This window comes from Scrofimicrobium sp. R131 (assembly GCF_040256745.1).
Lineage (GTDB): Bacteria > Actinomycetota > Actinomycetes > Actinomycetales > Actinomycetaceae > Scrofimicrobium > Scrofimicrobium appendicitidis.
The window spans coordinates 486,675-504,840 of record NZ_CP138335.1 but is presented as its reverse complement, the minus strand read 5'-3'; the positions used below and the strand labels follow the sequence as shown (position 1 = coordinate 504,840).

Here is an 18,166-nt window from a genome sequence, read left to right as displayed (position 1 = left end):
AGGGTCACTTCTCGGGTTCAGGCACCTTGTCCCAGGTAATCATATACGGGGAGACCCGTCCAAACCCCCTCAACCTGGTCGAAGGGAACTCGCGCACACCAAATCCGTCGCCGCCGCGCCCGGCAGAAATCAGTGCGGCCGTCGGAGAGTCGGTCAGAATATCGCCCGTCGGCGCGATATCGACGAGGCGGGAAGCCAGGTTGACCGGGGGCCCAAAGACATCCCCGGAGCGGGAAAAAACATCCCCGTAAACAAGGGAGGCCCGCACCGGCAAAATCCCCTCCGTTTGGCCGAGCGCGTCCATCAGCGAGGTCACCACCCGCACCCCGGTCGGTAGATCGTCAGCGATGAAGAACACCGCGTCCCCAATCATCTTGACCACCCGGCCCCCCTGGGCGGTCACCGCCGACCGACACAGATACTCGAAGCGCTCAATCAGACCCACCAGCTGATCGCCCATAGCCGACGAGTTGGAGGTGTAAGAAACCATGTCGACGAACCCGAGCGAACGCGACAGGGGGAAGCGCCGCCGCGAATGATCCGACGGGCGCATCGCCACCTCTTTGGTGATCCGCTCAAGCAGTGCCTCCATCTGGCGGCGCCAGACATAAAGGAGCTGAGACTCAAAGATCGGAACGTAGGTCTCCATGTCGTCCAGCGTCACGAGCCGAGCGGCCGAGTCATCCAAACCGTACCGGCGCTCAGCGTCCTCCACCAGGGCCTCAATTTGCCACAGGGCCAACCGGTCCGCCAGGTGCGAGCCCGCCCGGGCCAGCGACAAAGCCGTGCCCGGCTGCAGGTTATGCTCCTCCAACAGGCCCATCCACTCGCGAAAAGCCTCCAGATCGGCCCGGGTGAACTTCACCTCGCCCGGCTCCGGAACTGGGAAACCCATCGCCAACCAGTAGTCGTTGAACTCCTCCAAGGTGGCGTCGGCCGCCTCGGCCAACTGTGCGGACGTCAGAGTTGGCTCACCCCCAAGGAGCTGGCGCCGATAGGTAACCGGAGTCGAATGTGGGTGCGCCGGAGGGGGCGACTGGCTAACGCCAGCGAGCGACTGGCCCTTCGGTCCGTCTGCAATCGGCATTCGCACCTGCGCATCCTTTGGCAACGAAAAATCTCCCCAAACTTCGGTGTGGTCTATTTCACTTTAGACCATCAGGGGCGCGCGTGGCGAGAGGCGATCTCACCTTCGTGTCAGCCCTGCGTGAACTACCCTAGGGGAATGAGCAAGAACACAGACACCACTCAACTGCCCCAGCCCCGTCCAGCATCAGCCCTGGACGAGCGCTGTGACCAGTATATTCACCAGTACGCGAAACTGAACCCGCTCGCCGCCCTGGATTGGGGAATCGGGCAGTCGGAAGGCAAACTTCCGGACTACTCCCCCGCCGGGCTGGCCGCTGAGCAGGCGCTTGGCGCCGAGTTGCTCGCCTATGTGCGGGAGCCAAGGAATCGCGAACAGTTCGACTCCATCGACCGGATCACCGCCGCCGCGCTGGAGGACCGGCTCGGCCTCGATCAGGAACTGTACGAGGCTGGCGAGTTCGAGCGGACCCTCAACAACATTGCCTCGCCGCTCCAGGAGGTGCGGGACGGGTTTGATCTGCTCCCCAAGGACACTCTCGCCGACTGGTCGGTCATTACCGACCAGTCGGCGAGAGTGGGTGCGGCCCTGTCCGGATTCCGCGAATCCCTCGGCGTCGCCGCTGCTCGCGGAGAGGTAGCTGCCCGCCGGCAAGTACTCATCGCCATTGAACAGGCGCGGGCCGCGGCCGACCTAGCCGACCCAAGCTCCGTCTTCTCACAACTCCGAGCTGAAGGGATCGCCGCCGGAGCCCCCACCACCGATCTCGAGAACGCCACCGCCGAGGCCGCCAGCGCCTACGGCCAACTGGCTGACTGGCTCGAACGGGAGCTTCTTCCCCTGGCACCCGCCGCTGACGGCGTGGGCCGAGAACGCTATGAGCGTTTCTCCCGCCTGTTTGTAGGAGCCACAATCGATCTGGATGAGACCTACGAGTGGGGGTTGGACCAACTCGCCCAGATTGACGCCGAACAGCGGCGAATCGCTCGGGAGATCTTCGGAACCGACCTGCCGGCGAAAGAGGCGCTCAACCGGCTCAATGCGGACCCGAAACTGACGCTGCACGGGCGCGAGGCCCTCCGCGAATGGATGCAGGCCACCGCTGATCAGGCCATCAAGGACCTCAACGGCACAGAGTTCGACATTCCTGAGCCGCTCCAGCGGATCGAATGCATGTTGGCTCCCTCCGGCAACGGAGGCATTTACTACACCGGCCCCAGCACCGACTTTTCCCGGCCCGGCCGGATGTGGTGGTCCGTGCCCGCGGGAGAGGACGAGTTCCACGTGTGGCAGGAGCGGACCACGGTCTTCCACGAGGGCGTCCCCGGTCACCACCTGCAGATCGGCCTGGCCATGACCGGCCCATCGCAGCCGAACCTTTGGCGGCGGCTGGCGTGCTGGAACTCTGGCCACGGCGAAGGATGGGCCCTCTACGCGGAGAACCTGATGGTCGAGCTGGGATACCAGACTGAGCTTCCGGACCTGATGGGGGTGCTGGACGCCCAACGGCTCCGCGCAACTCGGGTTGTGCTGGATATTGGTGTGCACCTCGGGAAGGAGCGCCCCGACGGGAACGGAAACTGGGACAGCGCCTTCGCGGAGGAGTTCCTGGCCAGCAACGTGGCGATGACCGACGGGTTCCGGCAGTTCGAGCTGGACCGGTACCTGGGTTGGCCCGGCCAGGCGCCGTCGTACAAGGTGGGACAGCGCCTGTGGGAGCAGCTTCGGGTCGACTACCTGAGCCAGCACGGCACAGGACTCACTGCGGAAGCAGGCCGGCGCCAGTTCCACACAGCGGCACTCGGGCTCGGAAGCCTCCCGATGGACACCCTACGGGATGCACTTCTGGGGCCTGCGAACTGATGGCTCACAATCATCCTCGGGCCGCTCGAGTAGGCCTGGTGTTGGCGTCCGCCTCCCCGGCGAGGGCGAAACTCCTGCTGGAGGCAGGAATTGAGCCGCAGGTGCTGCCGACGGAGGTTGATGAAGATGCCATTTTGTCGACTGGTCGGTCTAGTGCGACCAGTCGGCATGAGGAGCTGACTCCGGCCGAGGAGGTGAACCTGCTGGCCCAAGCCAAGGCACGGGCAGCACTGCTGACTGGGCGCATAAGCCCGACCAGTCAGCAGCTTTTGGTCCTTGGGTGTGACTCCATGCTGTCCTTCCGCGGGCAAATGCTCGGCAAACCACATGAGCCCCAGGTAGCAGTTGAACGGATCCGTGAGCTCCAAGGTCAGGATGCAGTTCTTTGGACCGGCCACCACCTGATTCTGCTCGAGCTAGAACCTGACCGGGGTTCCTACCGAACAGTCCAAGAGGTGACCGGGTCGGCTTCCACCACGGTTCACTTCGGCTCCATCAGCGAAGCGGAAATCCAAGCGTATGTTGCCACCGGAGAGCCGCTGGAAGTGGCTGGCTCCTTCACCATTGATGGGCTCGGCGGTCCCTTCATCCGAGGGGTGACGGGGGACCCGCACGCGGTGGTCGGCTTGTCCCTGCCCCTTTTGCGAGACCTGGCCACCGAACTGGGTATCTTCTGGCCGGATTTGTGGACCACCGGCTCGTCCAACTAGTTGCCCCACCTGTGCCGAATCAGCACAGAAAGGTAAAGTAAACATATGGAAAGTTTTCTTGCGTGGGGTATTGGTCTGGCGACGGTGACAGAATCGGGACGCACGTTAGACGTGTGGTATCCAGAACCGCACCTGGGTCCGATGCCTGAAGGCGGCGACCCGGAACTGCTGAACACGCTGTCTCAGCTGGAGCGAAACGACGAGGCCCGCGGGGTTCACACCTCCGTGGTCCGGTGCGTGGCCGACCTGCATGACCAACCCGGCTCCACCGCCGATGCCTACCTGCGTCTTCACCTGCTGTCCCACCGCCTCGTCCAACCCAACACCATGAACTTGGACGGGATGCTGTCCCGGCTGCCGGTGGTGGTCTGGACTTCGGCCGGCCCTTGCTCGATCAACAACTTCGAGACCACCCGCTATCGGCTCCGCGCCCAGTACGGGCATCCAATCGGCGTCGTCGGGGTCGACAAGTTCCCACCGATGGTCAACTACGTGGTTCCGTCGGGAGTGCGAATCGCCGATGGCGCGCGCGTCCGGCTCGGTGCCCACCTGGCTGCCGGCACCACGGTGGCTCACGGCGGAGTTGTCAACTACAACTCGGGCACGCTGGGCCGGTGCAGCATCGAGGGCCGGCTCGCACAGGGAGTCGTAATTGGCGAGAACACCGATATTGGCGCGGGCGCCTCGACCATGTCCATGGTGGCCGACGGCTCGGGAGCCAAAGTTTCCATGGGCGAGAACTGTCTGCTGGGAGCCAACTCCGGGCTGGGGATTCCCCTCGGCGACGACTGTGTGGTCGAGTCGGGGCTTTACCTGACGGGTACCACCCAGGTTTCCCTGATGCTGACCGGAGGCGTGGTGCCCGGTGACGACGGTATGTTTGTCGACCCGGTGGTGGTGCCAGCGCTGGACCTGGCGGGAGCCTCGAACGTCCTGTTCCGCCGGAACTCCGTGAACGGTAGGGTGGAGGCCCTGGCCCGAGGAGGAAAGCCGATCCGGTTGGCAGATGGCAGCACCCCGAGCGTGCACTCCTAAGCAAAAGCTGATCCCCGCCAGTAAGCTCTGGCGGGGATCTTGCTGTCCTTAGCGACTAACTAGCCTTCGTGGACTTCCTTGGCTCGGCCACGAAGCGGCACGTAGTCGCGCTCCACGTAGCCGGTGTACACCTGGCGCGGGCGACCGATCCGAGTAGTCGGGTCGTTGACCATCTCGCGGTACTGGGCGATCCAGCCGGGGAGGCGGCCCAGGGCAAACAGCGGCGTGAACATCTTCGTCGGGAAGCCCATCGCCGAGTAGATCAAGCCGGTGTAGAAGTCGACGTTCGGGTACAGCTTGCGCTCGTGGAAGTAATCGTCGTGCAGGGCGATCTCCTCCAGCTCCATTGCGATGTCGAGCTTGCGGTCGCGCTTGCCCAGCCGGGTCAGCACGTCGTGGGCGCTCTCCTTCACAATGGCGGCCCGGGGGTCGTAATTCTTGTACACCCGGTGGCCGAAGCCCATCAGGCGGACGCCGGCCTCCTTGTTCTTCACCCGGTTGATGTAGGTGTGAACGTCCTCGCCAGATTCCTCAATCTGCGTCAACATGCGCAGCACCGCCTCGTTTGCGCCGCCGTGAAGCGGGCCCGCCAAGGCACCCACGCCCGACGCGACCGACGCGTACAGGTTCGAATCCGAAGAACCGACCATCCGCACGGTCGACGTCGAACAGTTCTGCTCGTGATCAGCGTGCAGGATGAGCAGCATGTCGAGCGCCCGGACCAGGGCCGGATCGATGTCGTAGGACTGGTAAGGCATTCCGAACGTCATCCGAATGAAATCTTCGGTGTAGCCGCGCTGGTTGTCGGGGTAAAGCAGGGGAAGGCCCGCCGCCCGCTTCGCAATGTACGAGATCATGGTGGGGATCTTCGCCAGAAGCAGGACCAGTGCGCGATCCAGTTGCTCCGGGACGTGCGGGTTCAGGGTGTCCTCATAGTAGGTGGCCATCCCCGCAACGCCCGCCTGCAGGATCGCCATCGGGTGTCCGTTCGCCGGGAAGGCAGTGAAGAACGCCTTGAAATCCTCGTGGAGCAGGCGCTGAGACTGGATGGATCGCAGGAACTTCTCGAGGGCGGTCGCCGTGGGAAGCTCACCGTAAATCAGCAGGTACGCCACTTCCAGGAACGAGGAATGGCGCGCCAACTGCTCAATCGGGTAGCCCCGGTAGCGCAAAATGCCGGCATCCCCGTCGATGTAAGTCACCGATGAGGCGCAGGAAGCCGTGTTGGCAAACCCGTAGTCCAGGGTCACGTCACCCGTGGAGCTCAGGAGCTTGCCGATTCCCAGGCCGTCGGAACCAACACTGGCGGAAACCCGGGGAAGCGGTACCTCAACGCCTTCGTCGATCAGTACGCCATCGCCTTTTTGAGCTGGGGTAGCTTCGTCGACTTCTTCGACCGGATCAGTCTTCTTAGTCATTCTGTTGAGACTCCTTGGTTAAGTGCACTGGGGCCCAGACCCCGATTGTCGTCTATGCGTCATTTGTGTAGTCCCCGCATGTTCACCGTTGTGCGGCTGGGCACTCCATGACACTAGTCCCAGGTTATTACGTTTCGTGTGTAAGCGCACAACGTTCCTAGGATTCGATCCGCTCGCAGGCAGCATCGATCCTTTCGTCCGTCGCGGTCAGTGCGATCCGCACGTGATTCCGCGCGGTTGGGCCATAAAAGTCACCTGGGGCGACGAGGATTCCGCGGGCGGCGAACCAGTTCAGGAGGGCTCGGCCACCAACTGCCGACTGGTCGGTCTTTCCCGCCCAGTCAGCGGGGCTAGTCACCCAGAGGTACAATCCTGCCTCGTTCGATTCGTCGAGCTCGAACCCAGCCCTGGACAGTGCCGCTGCGAGCTTGCGCCGCCTCTCCCGGTACCGTTCATACTGCTCGTCGACGTGGGCTCGATCCGTCAAAGCCGCGCTCATAGCCGCCTGCACCGGAGCGGGCACCATCATTCCGCCGTGCTTGCGCACCTCCAGCAACGCCTGAACCAGCTGCGGGTCGCCCACCACTACTCCGGCCCGATAACCTGCCATGTTCGACTGCTTAGAAAGTGAGTACACAACGAGCAGACCGGAGACATCACCCTCGCAAACCGCAGGATGCAAGAGAGACGGCACCCCCTCGTCCCGGTACCGCTGCGACCAGGGCAACTCTGCGTAGCACTCGTCGGCCACGACAATCGCATTCCGCTCCCTAGCCCACCGGACGACAGACTTCAGCTGATCCGCCGAGAGCACCTGGCCAGTCGGGTTCGACGGCGAATTGAGCCAGACAATGTCCGCGGTGTTCGGCCAGGTCGAGACGTCGGCCTGGTTCACTGCCAGCGGAACTGCTCCCGCCAAGTTGGCCCCCACCTCGTACGTTGGGTAGGCGACATCCGGAAACAGGATCACATTGCCTTCGCGCGCTCCCAGCATGCGCGGCAACCAGGCCACAATCTCTTTGGACCCGGTCGTAGGCAAAACGCCACTTTCGCCCGGGTCAACCATCCCGCGATGCTGGACCCATGCTCTGATGGCGTCACGCACCTGCTGCGTGCCTGCGACGAGCGGATACCCAGGGGAATCAGAGCTGGCTCGGAGCGCATTCTGAACTACCTCAGGAGTGGCATCGACCGGCGTCCCAACAGACAGGTCAACAATGCCGCCAACATGCTCTTCGGCACGTGCCCGGGCCTCGCTAATTGTGTCCCACGGGAAATCTGGCAGGTTCAGGGGGGCGAGCATGAAACTCCTAATTGGCGACTGGTCGGGATTGTGCGACTAGTCGCGCGGAGGGAGAGCAGCCACCATCGGGTCGTCGTAATCGAGCGGCCCGGTCTTTTGGGCGCCACCTGGCGAGCCAATCTGGTTGAAGAACTCAACGTTAGCCCGGTAGTAGTCCGACCACTTTTCTGGCAAGTCGTCCTCATAGAAGATGGCTTCTACCGGACACACTGGCTCGCAGGCGCCGCAGTCGACACACTCGTCAGGGTGAATGTAGAGCGAACGCTTCCCCTCGTAAATACAGTCAACGGGACACTCATCCACACAGGCTCGGTCCTTGACGTCGACACAAGGTTCAGCAATTACGTAAGTCATGATTCCTCCTGTAGATGCTCAACCATTATGGCACTGTCTCGAGCAGAAGAGCGAGTACACTTTGGGTGACTGGACGCATATTGACGACCACTCGGTGAACTCTATGAAAACGAACCTACCCCCGTTGCCCTGGCTCGCCTGGACCCCAGGCGAACGAGTGGTGGTCAGATACAAAAGCGAAGACGGAATCCACGATGCGCTGGGCACCCTGGTGGAGACCACACCCCACTATGTGGTGGTGGAGGCAAAGCGCGGCCTGGTGAAGGTTCCTGCCCACCAGATGATCACGGGTAAGAAGGTCTCACCCGATCTCAAATAGACCGCGCCCGATGATCGACTGGGCGCAAATGCCCGACCAGTCGCCAGTTGCTTCTACTTGTTGGCCCGGCGTTTGCGCGCCGCAATCTTGAACCGGTCCTGCGCGTTAAGCTCCACCTTGCGCACGCGAACCGACTCTGGGGTGACCTCAACGCATTCGTCCTCGGCGGCAAACTCGAGCGCCTCCTCCAGGGACAACTTCCGCGAAGGCGTCAGGCTTTCGTACACATCCGCCGAGGCTGACCTCATGTTGGTCTGCTTCTTCTCGCGCGTAATATTCACGTCCATGTCTTCATTGCGAGGATTTTCGCCGACAACTTGACCCTCATACACTTCCGAGCCCGGCTCGACGATAAATGAAGCCCGTTCCTGCAGGTTCAACATGGCGTAGGGGGTAGCCTGTCCGGGACGGTCCGCCACCAAGGACCCCGTCTTACGCTGCTCAATGTCCCCGGCCCACGGCTCGTAACCGGCCGCGATAGAGGACTGAATCCCCGTCCCACGAGTATCAGTCAAGAACTGGGTGCGGAACCCAATCAGGCCCCGCGCCGGGACCACAAATTCGAGCCGCATCCACCCGGTTCCATGGTTCGACATGGTCTCGAGCCGGCCCTTGCGCTCCGCGAGCAACTGGGTTACTGCCCCCAGATAATCCTCGGGGATGTCCACCGTCAAGCGCTCCATCGGCTCGTGCAACTTGCCGTCCACCATCCGGGTGACCACGGTCGGTTTGCCCACGGTCATCTCATAGCCTTCACGGCGCATTTGCTCAACCAGAATGGCCAGAGCCAATTCACCTCGCCCCTGAACTTCCCAAGCGTCGGGGCGGTCAGTTGGCAACACCCGTAGAGAAACGTTGCCAACCATTTCTCGTTCTAGGCGTTCCTTGAGGGCGCGAGCGGTCACCTTGGCACCCTTCACCCGGCCCGCCATCGGCGAGGTGTTGATGCCAATAGTCATCGAGATGGCCGGATCGTCCACAATGATCCCGGGAAGTGGGTGGGGATCATCCTTGTCCACGAGCGAGTCACCGATAGTGATCTCGGGAATGCCGGCCACAGCCACGATGTCGCCAGGCCCAGCGACCTGCGATGGAACTCGCTCTAGTCCCTCGGTCCGAAGCAACTCGGCAATCCGGACGTTGCGGGTATCCCCGTCAGGGCGGACCCACGCCACCTGGTCGCCTCGGTGCAGTTCGCCATTGTGGACTCGAACCAGAGCCAAGCGGCCCAGGAACGGAGAAGCATCCAAGTTTGTCACCTGCGCTTGAAGGGGCGCACCCTCCACGTAATGCGGCCCGGGGATTGCCTCCAGGATGGTCCGGAACAGAGGCTCCATGTCATTATCCGGCAGGTCGCCGTCATCGGGCTTGTTAAGGGAAGTCAGACCGGCCTTGGCCGAAGCATAGACGACGGGGACCTCAAGAATCCGGTCGATGTCGACGTCATAGCCGTCACCCAAAGAGTCCTCCGCGAGCGAGAGAAGCAGGTCAGAAGTCTCCTGCACCACCTCGTCAATTCGGGAATCTGGTCGATCCACCTTGTTGACCACCAGGATCACGGGCAGCAGAGCCCGCAGCGCCTTGGACAAAACAAACCGGGTCTGAGGCAGTGGCCCCTCCGAAGCATCCACCAGTAGGACCACGCCGTCAACCATCGAAAGGGCGCGTTCCACCTCGCCTCCGAAGTCCGCGTGTCCCGGAGTGTCGACCACGTTGATGACGACCCCGCCGTCAAGGCCCAGCTCCTGAGCGGCCGGACCTGCGTAGTTAACGGCCGTGTTCTTGGCCAGGATCGTGATGCCCTTTTCTCGTTCAAGATCGCCCGAGTCCATTACTCGCGTGCCAGTGCTTTCCGCGGTCTGGTGGGACGAAAAGGCACCCGCCTGCCACAGCATCGCATCAACCAGGGTGGTTTTGCCGTGGTCCACATGTGCAACGATTGCAACGTTGCGTAGGTCGGGGCGTACGGGCACTTTTCCTCCATCTGCCGACTGGTCGGTCTAGTCCGCCCAGTCGAAGTTCATCGGGTGCAGGGAGCAAATCGACCGTCTCACACCTGCGATTACTTTCGCCGACCGCCCTGCTCACCGGGCACATTCATTAATCCAGCGTAGCCATGATTCACCTGGACACCAGAGAAAATTCAAGAGAAATTCGCCACGTCTCCTTGGCCTTGCCGGGCTAGCTGAGGCGCAGCAGGGTCGCTTTCGGGGTCCAACAGACGACAACAATCGGGTCGGAACTTCCGGTGCGCTACCCCAACACTATTGGCTGGTAGTCCTGCCGTACCCATGCATTTCGCAACCGTTGCCACCGGGAGATCGACCAAGGTCGCCGTTCGCTGACAACCAACGGTCTTTTGAGCCACTTGGCGACTTCACGTTCGAAAGTCATTTTGGGACCTCGCAGTTCGCTGTATCGGACAGACATCACTCGCCATCCTTGGCGCTCGATCTCCTCCCGACGAAGGCGGTCTGCGTCCGCCTTTTCCCCGGTCAGCGGGTGATACTTGCTGGAATCACATTCGAGACCAAGATTGACCGCGTTGCCACCAGATTCTAGCCATCCAAGGTCGAGCCGGAACGGGGCCTGGAGATGGGGAACCTTGACCGGCACCTGCGGAGTTGGAGCGGGAAGACCGGCCTCAAACAGACGAATCCGAACCGAAGTCTCAAAAAATGATTCCGAGCGGGAGTCCATTAGTCTGATCGCCTCGCGCAGCACGCGAATCCCCCGCCACCCACGCATTAGCGCCACCCGTTCCTCGAGATCTGCTTTGGTTATCCAACCGCGGCGGACAAATGTCTCGAGCACGTGTGTGGCCACATCTAGCGAGGCCCCCAGGGACATATCCAACGCGGTTCGAAGGGCAGAGGTGCACCGGATCCCGTATCTACGAACAAGGTCACCCGGCTCAAACTTGAGGATCCGACACCGGACACCTGGACGTCGGATCGCCCTGTTCCCTTCCGGACGGGCCACGCACAGCCGGAAAGGCTGCTGGTAGGAGGATGCGGGCCTAGCTTCAATCCCGTAGAGCAGGCCTGCAGATTCTCCTGCCATGACGGTGTCAACTGGGAGAATGCTCATGAGTGCCAACATGGTCTCCTCCGTCGTCAGGTTCCTGGTGCTATACCAGCCAAATGCGAGCGGAAACAGTCCTTCCCGAGCCCGGGCTCTACCCACGGTTTTGCCAAAATCTCTCACCTGCGCGGCCGACACTACCGGCAGCAACCCAGTCCCCTCGTGGGTGTAGTTCAAACCTGAAGAGCTGAAATGAAACCACGGTCTGCCGACAGGTGCCGGTCCGCTCAGGCCAATACGCTCATTGCGGTCGAGTTCAATCTGGTTGAAACCCAACAAGGCAGATCCGCGACGAGTGGCGCGCGGAACCAGGCTCCGGGTGGGCGGAGCCAGCAATCGTCGGGGATGAAACGCCCCCGGAACGGGAATGGGCAGGTTCGTGAGTTGACGCATCCTTCAACTTTGGCCGTTTCCGTCTGACTTGCCCACTCCCCTCGACCTCAGGCAGTGGAGAACTCACATCGGCGCAACTTGTGGACAGATTTTGCACCACCTTGGGCATGAGACGAAGCTTGATACAGAGACTGCGCCAATACTGGTGGAAGCCGGGCAACGCGTAGATCAATGCACGAGACGGAGATTGGAAGGGGAAACCTTGCAGGCGCTAAGTGATTCGGATCAGGAAAGTGCCGTTGCAGCGACTGGGCGGACAAGACTGACCAGTCACCCATCTCCGGGCGTGATCTCCCTCCTTGCCGTCATCGTCACCGCCATTGTTCTCCGGCCAGCAGCCACCTCAATTGGCCCGCTGCTAGCAGAGTTGAAGGCCGACTTGGGCATGTCCGATACCGTGGCGGGCCTCCTTACCGCGCTTCCGGGCTTGTCGTTTGCCTTTATCGGCCTAACTGCCAATCGACTGGCCCCAAAACTTGGTCTAGTCGGCTCACTGATTCAAGCAGCCCTCTTCATCACCCTCGGCTCAGCCATCCGGGTACTCACTGGCTCCTGGGAGCTGTTTCTGGGCTTCTCCCTCATCGCCCTGGCCGGAATGGCCATCGGGAACGTGCTACTCCCAGCTTTCATCAAAGTGGCCTACCCCAACTCAGCTACCGCCATGTCCACTGTCTATACGACATTCTTGGCGCTCGGAGCCATCCTCCCCACAATTCTTGACCGCCCCCTCGAAGAAGTGGGGTCCAGCTGGCTGGGGTCCGATCGGGGGTGGCGGCTAGGCGTTGGCATCTGGGCCCTTTTGGGACTTGCAGCATTAATTCTTTGGCTTGGCGTCCATTTCCGAGCGAACTTGCCAGAGGCTGCCACCTCGTACGGTTCTGGCCAGCGGTTCCACGTGCGCCAACTTTGGCGCTCACCTACCGCTGTGGCACTAATGGTCTTTTTCGGCATTCAATCAATGCAGGCGTACATTCAGTTTGGGTGGTTGGCACAGATGTACCGAGACGGTGGACTAGGTGCCACCGACTCGGCCCTGATGGTAAGCATCGTGGCCGCGGGAGGCGTACCTGGCGGACTCCTCATGCCCAGAATTGTGGCTCGCCAAAAAGGCCTTCGCTGGTGGATAGTTCTCTTCGCCGTACTTTTGGCCGTCGGCTACCTTGGAGTCGCATTCCTACCCACCACGACTCCGTGGATTTGGGCCGTGAGCCTAGGAATTTCCGGATTTGCGTTCTCCGCGGCACTGGCAATGATCATCAGTCGGACCAGATCGAGCTCGGTCACAGGTGGCGTGTCCGCTTTCGTTCAGCCGTTTGGTTATTTCTTGGCTGCACTTGGGCCGTTTCTCACCGGGTGGGCGTACGAGGCGGTGGGTAGTTGGACCCCAATTTTGGTCACCCTGGCAGCCACCTCGCTCATCATGGCCGGTGCCGGACTGCTTGCCGCCCGCCCTTGCCTAATCGACGACGAATTGCCGGCGTCAGGCAAGGGCGCCAGCTAGTTGGCCGCTATTTAACTTCGCCTCCTCGAGCAAACTCCTCCATCTTCTGTTGGTAAAGTGGGAGCTCATCCATCCCCATTGCCTTGGGCCAAGAGTCAGCGCGGAAGTACGCATCCGTGCCGCCATCTAGGAAGATGACGGATCCACAAAGGAAGTTGGCAGCGGGCGAAAGCATAAAGATTGCCCACTGTGCGACTTCCTCGGGCTTGCCGAACTCACGAACCGGAACCGGGAATGCTTTGATGGCCGGAGCCAACTTCGGATCCGCCAACTGCTTCTCAATTAGCGGTGTGCGAATCGCACCCGGAGCAAGTGCATTGACCCGAATTCCCTGACCGGCCCAATCCTCAGTCACGCCAATGGTCCGCATCCAGTGGGTGATAGCTGTCTTGGAGCCGGCATAAATGAAGTTCGGGGCCATTTGCGGTCCAGCTTGCGCCGCAATCTCCAACGCCTGGTCGATGTCGCGGCGGTAGAACGCATCCACCACTTCCTTCGGAATACCGGGAATCGTAGTCGTCGAGTTGGAGGAGAAAATTACTACTTTTGCATTTCCGGCTGCCGCCAGCACATCGTGCATCCCCTCCAGCAGCTCCACGACCCCCAGGAAGTTCACCGACGCAATCAGCCGCTCATTGCCGGGAATCGGGCCCAAACCAGCTGCCAAGACTGCCCCATCCAGACGGCCGTTGCAGCTAGCCAAGATCTCGTCAATTGCTCGCTGACGTCCTTCAACCGTTGACAAATCTGCCTGCACTTCGGCTCGATGAAGATCAACGCCAATCACTCGGTGGCCTTCCCAGCGGAGTTGCTCCGCGGTCGATCGTCCCATTCCAGAAGCCGAGCCAGTTACTACATAAACACCCATTGTTTACTCCGTTTCAGCAAGTTGTGCACACGACAACGATGTGCGAGCGGGCTCCGCCTGGTGACACATCGGCGTGCCACGAGTCCCGCACTTCCAGTTTAGGCGAGTGGTCAGGATTTCACGTCCAGTCGGCGAGGCAAAAGCAAGAGAAAGTGCCCCCACCAAAACCGCTGGTGGGGGCACTCCTCCTAGGCTCGGCCACAGAGGGCCGACCAATGACAACTACTTCCGATGCATTCCCTTCGCTCCCTTCGCCTCGGCTTCAGCAGCCTTCACTTCCTGAAGGAACTCTGTGTGTCCCACAGCCGGCTCCCAGCCCGTATCCACCCGGCGCTTTTGCCAAATGGATGCGAGCGCGACCAGAACGATCCCAATGACCAGAACTAGGATGATCCCGAAGATCGGGCCGGCCTTGACGGCATTCCCTACCACAATGCCGTACCAGCCAAAGTCGGTATCACCGAACGTGGTGTTGGCGAAGCCCAGCGAGCCCAGAACCTTGAGCAGCAGGGCCGGAAGGAAGGTGATGAGGATGCCGTTGGCAAAGGCGCCCAGCATGGCTCCGCGCCGGCCACCGGTTGCATTCCCGAACACGCCTGCCGTTCCACCGGTGAAGAAGTGCGGGACCATTCCCGGAAGAATCAAAGCCAAACCGAACGCAGGCCCAAACACGGTCGCGAGCAGCACCAACGAGACCAGCCCACCAATGAATGAGAACACAAATCCAACTAGCACTGCATTCGGTGCGTAGGGGAAGAAGATCGGGCAGTCCAAAGCCGGCAGTGCTCCGGGAACCACTTTGGCCGCAATCCCCTGGAACGCTGGGACAATCTCGCCCAGAATGATCCGGACCCCGTAGAGAATGATCGCTACCCCGACTCCGAACTTGAGCCCATTGGTCAGGGCGGTCATGATGTACCCGCCGGTGTCGGTCGACCCGAAGAGGGCGAACGCCTCCTCAGCCCCAACCGCCAGCAGATACCAGACGGAAAACACCGCATAGAACAGGACCATCGACAGCGCGGTTGCAACCATTGAGTCTCGGAGGAAGTTCAGCCCCTGCGGCAGCTTCAGATCCTCAGTTGACTTGGATCGCTTGCCAACTGCGGCTCCAACCGCTCCGGCAGTGATGTACCCCAGGGTCCCGAAGTGGCCAATTGCCAGCGTGTCCGTGCCGGTTACTTTACGCGCAAATGGCTGCGCGAACGCCGGCATGATAACCATGATGATTCCCAGCATGATGGAGCCGACAATCACCACGATCGGGTCTGCCACGTTGGCGGCTGCCAGCACCACAGTCAGCATGGTCGCCATGAAGAAAATGTGGTGACCGGTCAAGAACACGTACTTCAACGGGGTAAAGCGTGCCAGAACCAACGAGACAGCAAAACCAAGAATCATCACGTAGGCGGTGACGGCTCCAAAGTCTTGCTGCGCAATTGACACGATGGCTTCGTTGGTAGGCACCACGCCCTGAGCCCCGGTAGCACCTAGGATCATAGTACCGAGAGGGTCAAGCGAGGCTACGACTACGTCAGCCCCAGCAGAGAGAATCAGGAAGCCCATGATGGCCTTGAGGGCTCCCCCAAGGATTTGGCCACCGGACTTCTTCATGGCAGCCAGGCCGATCGCTACGACGATGCCCACCAGAAAGGCGGGAACGGAAAGTACTTGCTGGACAATAAAATCCGCAATTGCGACGATAACGTTCACTTTCTACCCCTTTCAGGCGTGCCGCAGGATGGCGGCTTTGATCTCTTCCACATCAGTAAAGTTGTGGATAACTTCCTTGGGAGTGCTGACTCCCTCTAGCTGTTCCAACAGCTCTTCCGAGGTGAGGACCAGGTCTGCTTGGGCGGCGGCGCCCCGAGCGGAGGAAATATCTGCAGCCTCCGTATCGGCATATATGCCGAGCTCATCGAGGGCCTTATCGGTGTTCATTTTCAAGATGATGGAGGTGCCAATCCCCATCCCACACACGGTTAGTATCTTCATTCTCGATTCCCTTCGAAGGAAGCGATCGCCTCGCGAACTGCATCGACGGTGTCTAGCGCGGCGAGCGTGTTGAGGCGCTGCGGGTCAGAGACCAACATCGCCAACTGGGACATTGCCTGGAGGTGTTCTTGGTGATCAAATGCCGCCAAGCCCACTACCAGTCGAACCGGATCGTTTCGTTTGGAGCCAAACTCAACCGGAGAACGCAGGCCAACCCAGGACAATCCAGTCTTCAGGACCGCATCAGTTGGCCGTGAATGTGCAAGTGCCAATCCGGGAGCAATAACAATGTAGGGGCCAAGCTTCTCCACTGTCTCAATCATCTGGTCGGTGTACTCGGGGGTTGTAATTCCCCCAGCCACGAGGGCATCACCGGAAAGTCTGATTGCCGCGCGCCAATCGGATGCCTCAGCATCAACCATGATGGCTGATTCCGGGAGCATTTCTAGTAGTGAGCTGTTTTCTGACACTGTCGCCTCCTGTTGGATGAGACTTGAGTTTCCTGGAGGGCCCTGAAGCTTCTCCAGTTAGACAGGAGTCTAGTTCACCTGTGATTCAAACTACAGAGTTTGGTCGGTACCGGTGGGTCATCAATTGCCACCAATCCCTCCCTAACTGTCCAACTGACCCTCCTGGCAGGACCAACGCTCTAGCTAAGCCGCCTCCGTTTGACTTCCCGACTCCTCAATCCACTCGACCAGTTCGTGGGCCCCCCGCAGAACGTTTTCAGCCGAGCTTCGGATGGTAGCAACGTTCCCGCCACTCCAGCCGGTGACATAGCCAATTGTGTAGGAAGAAGTATCGAGCCCGAAGTAACCCGCCACCACGTAGGCCACGGATTCTGCCTCCACCTCCCGAGTTGCCCTAATCTCACGTGTGGCCGGCAGCTCCAAGTCTGCGTGCAGGACCACGTGGGCCGCCTCGTGCAGCAAAGTCTTTGCTGCTTGAGCAGGTGAAAGGTCCTCTTCGATCACTACCCGACGGCGGCCTTTCATCTCTGCAAATCCATTGACATTGCCCGGGATTCTCTGCCGCTGTACCGGCCAACCCCGCTCCTGCAAGAACCTTTGGGCCAACGAAAACAGGCCAGCCTCATCGGCCCCAACCAAGGCATGCGCAACCTCTGGAGGCTGCTCAGCTCCGGGGATTGGGTCGGTTTGGGAAATATCGAAAACTGTCAGGAGTGGGAAAAACCGTACCTTCCGCTCTGGCAGTTCAGATTCACTTCCACCGTCTTCGGATGTTTTGATCCGGCGTTCAGCAAAGCCAAAGATCTTGATTCCCCGCTCGCCCTGACGGACCTGACGGCCCAAGGATTGCCATTTCCGAAATCCTGCTACCTTGGTGGCCTCCGGAAATTGCGACAGGATCAGCAGCATGTTGTTCAAGCTGTACGTGTGGAATCTGCGGGCGAAATCCAGCATCGCCTGCCAAGCGTCGCTGTTTGCCAGTTCCGCTACTTGCTCCCCTATCTGCTCCTGCAAGCGCTGGGTTCGTAGCTGACGTTCCAGCTTGCGCGCCTCTGCATCCACTTTGGTCTGCGAATTGGTTTTCACGGTTGGCCTCACTCTCCCAATTTGGTTGGTGAGGCTACTTTGGCAGGGAGCTTTCGCTCGTCCCATCCCCCTCAGGCAGCAACTGTGGATAGCGTGGGGTGCGGGGCATTGTGAGTGAGGCCAGCTCGACTGGGCGCACAAGACTGACCAGTCAGCGAGTTGGCGGTGCCGCCCGCCCAACCGCCAGACTCCTCTCAGAGAACTTCGACTACCTCAAACCGAACCAGGACAACTTCGGTGTTGTCATCAAGCACAATGGGGGGCTCCCCAATCTCCTCAAGGTACTCCGGCGCTGACCAGAACCGCTCGTGCGCTTGGCGCCAATCGACGTGGTTCTGATAGTCCTCGTTCTCACCACGAGCGTGCTCGTCGGGAACGTCTGCCAACCGGCAGGACCGTACCGACACCACCTCGGTCACACAGACTCCGCGCCCGTCGGAGTCAATCACGAGTTCGCGCTGGCCGGCCATCGGCCAAGGGTCCCCCAGTCTGGCCGCTTCTTCAGCCAGAAACGAGGTGGCCGTCTTGGTTCCGCGCAAAACAGCCGCCACTAGACGGTCTCGCAGTGGACCGGGGAAAGCAAACTCCGCCACGGGTAGGTGGGCGAGCCGGGTTTCCCAGTCGTCACTCATGCTCGGGCACACAATCGGCACCTTAAACCGCTCGGAAAAAAGGTAAGC

At 60.7% G+C, this 18,166-nt stretch carries 16 protein-coding genes; 5 read left to right on the top strand and 11 right to left on the bottom strand.

Features of this window, described 5'->3' with window-relative positions; translation table 11 throughout:
- Nucleotides 1–4: 4 nt before the first annotated feature.
- Nucleotides 5–1,087, bottom strand: a complete 1,083-nt coding sequence (locus SAC06_RS02445) for an adenylate/guanylate cyclase domain-containing protein (protein ID WP_350258628.1) — start codon at nucleotides 1,085–1,087, stop codon at nucleotides 5–7.
- A 138-nt stretch (nucleotides 1,088–1,225) separates the two neighbouring features.
- On the opposite strand from SAC06_RS02445, the gene SAC06_RS02440 reads away from it, so the two are divergent.
- Genes SAC06_RS02440 through SAC06_RS02430 form a run of 3 tightly spaced genes read left to right on the top strand, consistent with a single transcriptional unit; the run spans nucleotide 1,226 to nucleotide 4,695 of the window.
- Nucleotides 1,226–2,950 (top strand): DUF885 domain-containing protein, encoded by a 1,725-nt coding sequence (locus SAC06_RS02440; protein ID WP_350258627.1) that lies wholly within the window; start codon nucleotides 1,226–1,228, stop codon nucleotides 2,948–2,950.
- Nucleotides 2,950–3,660 carry a Maf family protein gene (locus tag SAC06_RS02435; RefSeq protein ID WP_350258626.1) on the top strand — a complete coding sequence of 237 codons (711 nt, stop codon included), beginning with the start codon at nucleotides 2,950–2,952 and terminating at the stop codon, nucleotides 3,658–3,660. The genes SAC06_RS02440 and SAC06_RS02435 overlap by 1 nt, the downstream gene beginning before the upstream one ends.
- A gap of 45 nt (nucleotides 3,661–3,705) precedes the next feature.
- The gene (locus tag SAC06_RS02430) at nucleotides 3,706–4,695 is read left to right on the top strand and encodes a DapH/DapD/GlmU-related protein (protein WP_350258625.1); all 990 of its coding nucleotides are present in this window, start codon (nucleotides 3,706–3,708) and stop codon (nucleotides 4,693–4,695) included.
- Between the two features lie 59 nt (nucleotides 4,696–4,754).
- Here the strand turns inward: SAC06_RS02430 and SAC06_RS02425 are convergent, their stop codons facing one another.
- From SAC06_RS02425 to fdxA, 3 genes are all read right to left on the bottom strand, one after another.
- Complete coding sequence (locus tag SAC06_RS02425; protein WP_350258624.1) at nucleotides 4,755–6,113, bottom strand: citrate synthase; 1,359 nt, start codon at nucleotides 6,111–6,113, stop codon at nucleotides 4,755–4,757.
- A 157-nt stretch (nucleotides 6,114–6,270) separates the two neighbouring features.
- On the bottom strand, nucleotides 6,271–7,416 hold the full coding sequence (gene dapC / locus SAC06_RS02420; protein ID WP_350258623.1) for a succinyldiaminopimelate transaminase: 1,146 nt from the start codon (nucleotides 7,414–7,416) through the stop codon (nucleotides 6,271–6,273).
- A 36-nt stretch (nucleotides 7,417–7,452) separates the two neighbouring features.
- Nucleotides 7,453–7,770, bottom strand: a complete 318-nt coding sequence (gene fdxA / locus SAC06_RS02415) for a ferredoxin (protein WP_350258622.1) — start codon at nucleotides 7,768–7,770, stop codon at nucleotides 7,453–7,455.
- Nucleotides 7,771–7,930: 160 nt separating this feature from the next.
- Between fdxA and SAC06_RS02410 the strand changes: the two genes are divergently transcribed.
- Complete coding sequence (locus SAC06_RS02410; RefSeq protein ID WP_350258621.1) at nucleotides 7,931–8,089, top strand: hypothetical protein; 159 nt, start codon at nucleotides 7,931–7,933, stop codon at nucleotides 8,087–8,089.
- A gap of 53 nt (nucleotides 8,090–8,142) precedes the next feature.
- On the opposite strand, the gene typA is transcribed toward SAC06_RS02410, so the two are convergent.
- Entirely contained in the window at nucleotides 8,143–10,062 is a 1,920-nt protein-coding gene (typA, locus tag SAC06_RS02405) for a translational GTPase TypA (protein WP_350258620.1), read from the bottom strand.
- 1,790 nt (nucleotides 10,063–11,852) lie between these two features.
- On the opposite strand from typA, the gene SAC06_RS02400 reads away from it, so the two are divergent.
- The gene (locus SAC06_RS02400; protein ID WP_350258619.1) at nucleotides 11,853–13,067 is read left to right on the top strand and encodes an MFS transporter; all 1,215 of its coding nucleotides are present in this window, start codon (nucleotides 11,853–11,855) and stop codon (nucleotides 13,065–13,067) included.
- A gap of 7 nt (nucleotides 13,068–13,074) precedes the next feature.
- On the opposite strand, the gene SAC06_RS02395 is transcribed toward SAC06_RS02400, so the two are convergent.
- The 6 genes from SAC06_RS02395 to SAC06_RS02370 form a co-directional block, all read right to left on the bottom strand.
- A complete protein-coding gene (locus SAC06_RS02395) occupies nucleotides 13,075–13,935 on the bottom strand; it encodes an SDR family oxidoreductase (RefSeq protein ID WP_350258618.1) in 861 nt (286 codons plus the stop codon).
- Between the two features lie 222 nt (nucleotides 13,936–14,157).
- Nucleotides 14,158–15,648 (bottom strand): PTS ascorbate transporter subunit IIC, encoded by a 1,491-nt coding sequence (locus SAC06_RS02390; protein WP_350258617.1) that lies wholly within the window; start codon nucleotides 15,646–15,648, stop codon nucleotides 14,158–14,160.
- A 12-nt stretch (nucleotides 15,649–15,660) separates the two neighbouring features.
- Nucleotides 15,661–15,930, bottom strand: a complete 270-nt coding sequence (locus tag SAC06_RS02385) for a PTS sugar transporter subunit IIB (protein ID WP_350258616.1) — start codon at nucleotides 15,928–15,930, stop codon at nucleotides 15,661–15,663.
- Entirely contained in the window at nucleotides 15,927–16,400 is a 474-nt protein-coding gene (locus SAC06_RS02380; RefSeq protein ID WP_350258615.1) for a PTS sugar transporter subunit IIA, read from the bottom strand. The genes SAC06_RS02385 and SAC06_RS02380 overlap by 4 nt, the downstream gene beginning before the upstream one ends.
- A gap of 183 nt (nucleotides 16,401–16,583) precedes the next feature.
- Nucleotides 16,584–17,486 (bottom strand): ArdC-like ssDNA-binding domain-containing protein, encoded by a 903-nt coding sequence (locus tag SAC06_RS02375; protein WP_350258614.1) that lies wholly within the window; start codon nucleotides 17,484–17,486, stop codon nucleotides 16,584–16,586.
- Between the two features lie 194 nt (nucleotides 17,487–17,680).
- The gene (locus SAC06_RS02370; protein WP_350258613.1) at nucleotides 17,681–18,118 is read right to left on the bottom strand and encodes an ASCH domain-containing protein; all 438 of its coding nucleotides are present in this window, start codon (nucleotides 18,116–18,118) and stop codon (nucleotides 17,681–17,683) included.
- Nucleotides 18,119–18,166: the final 48 nt, after the last annotated feature.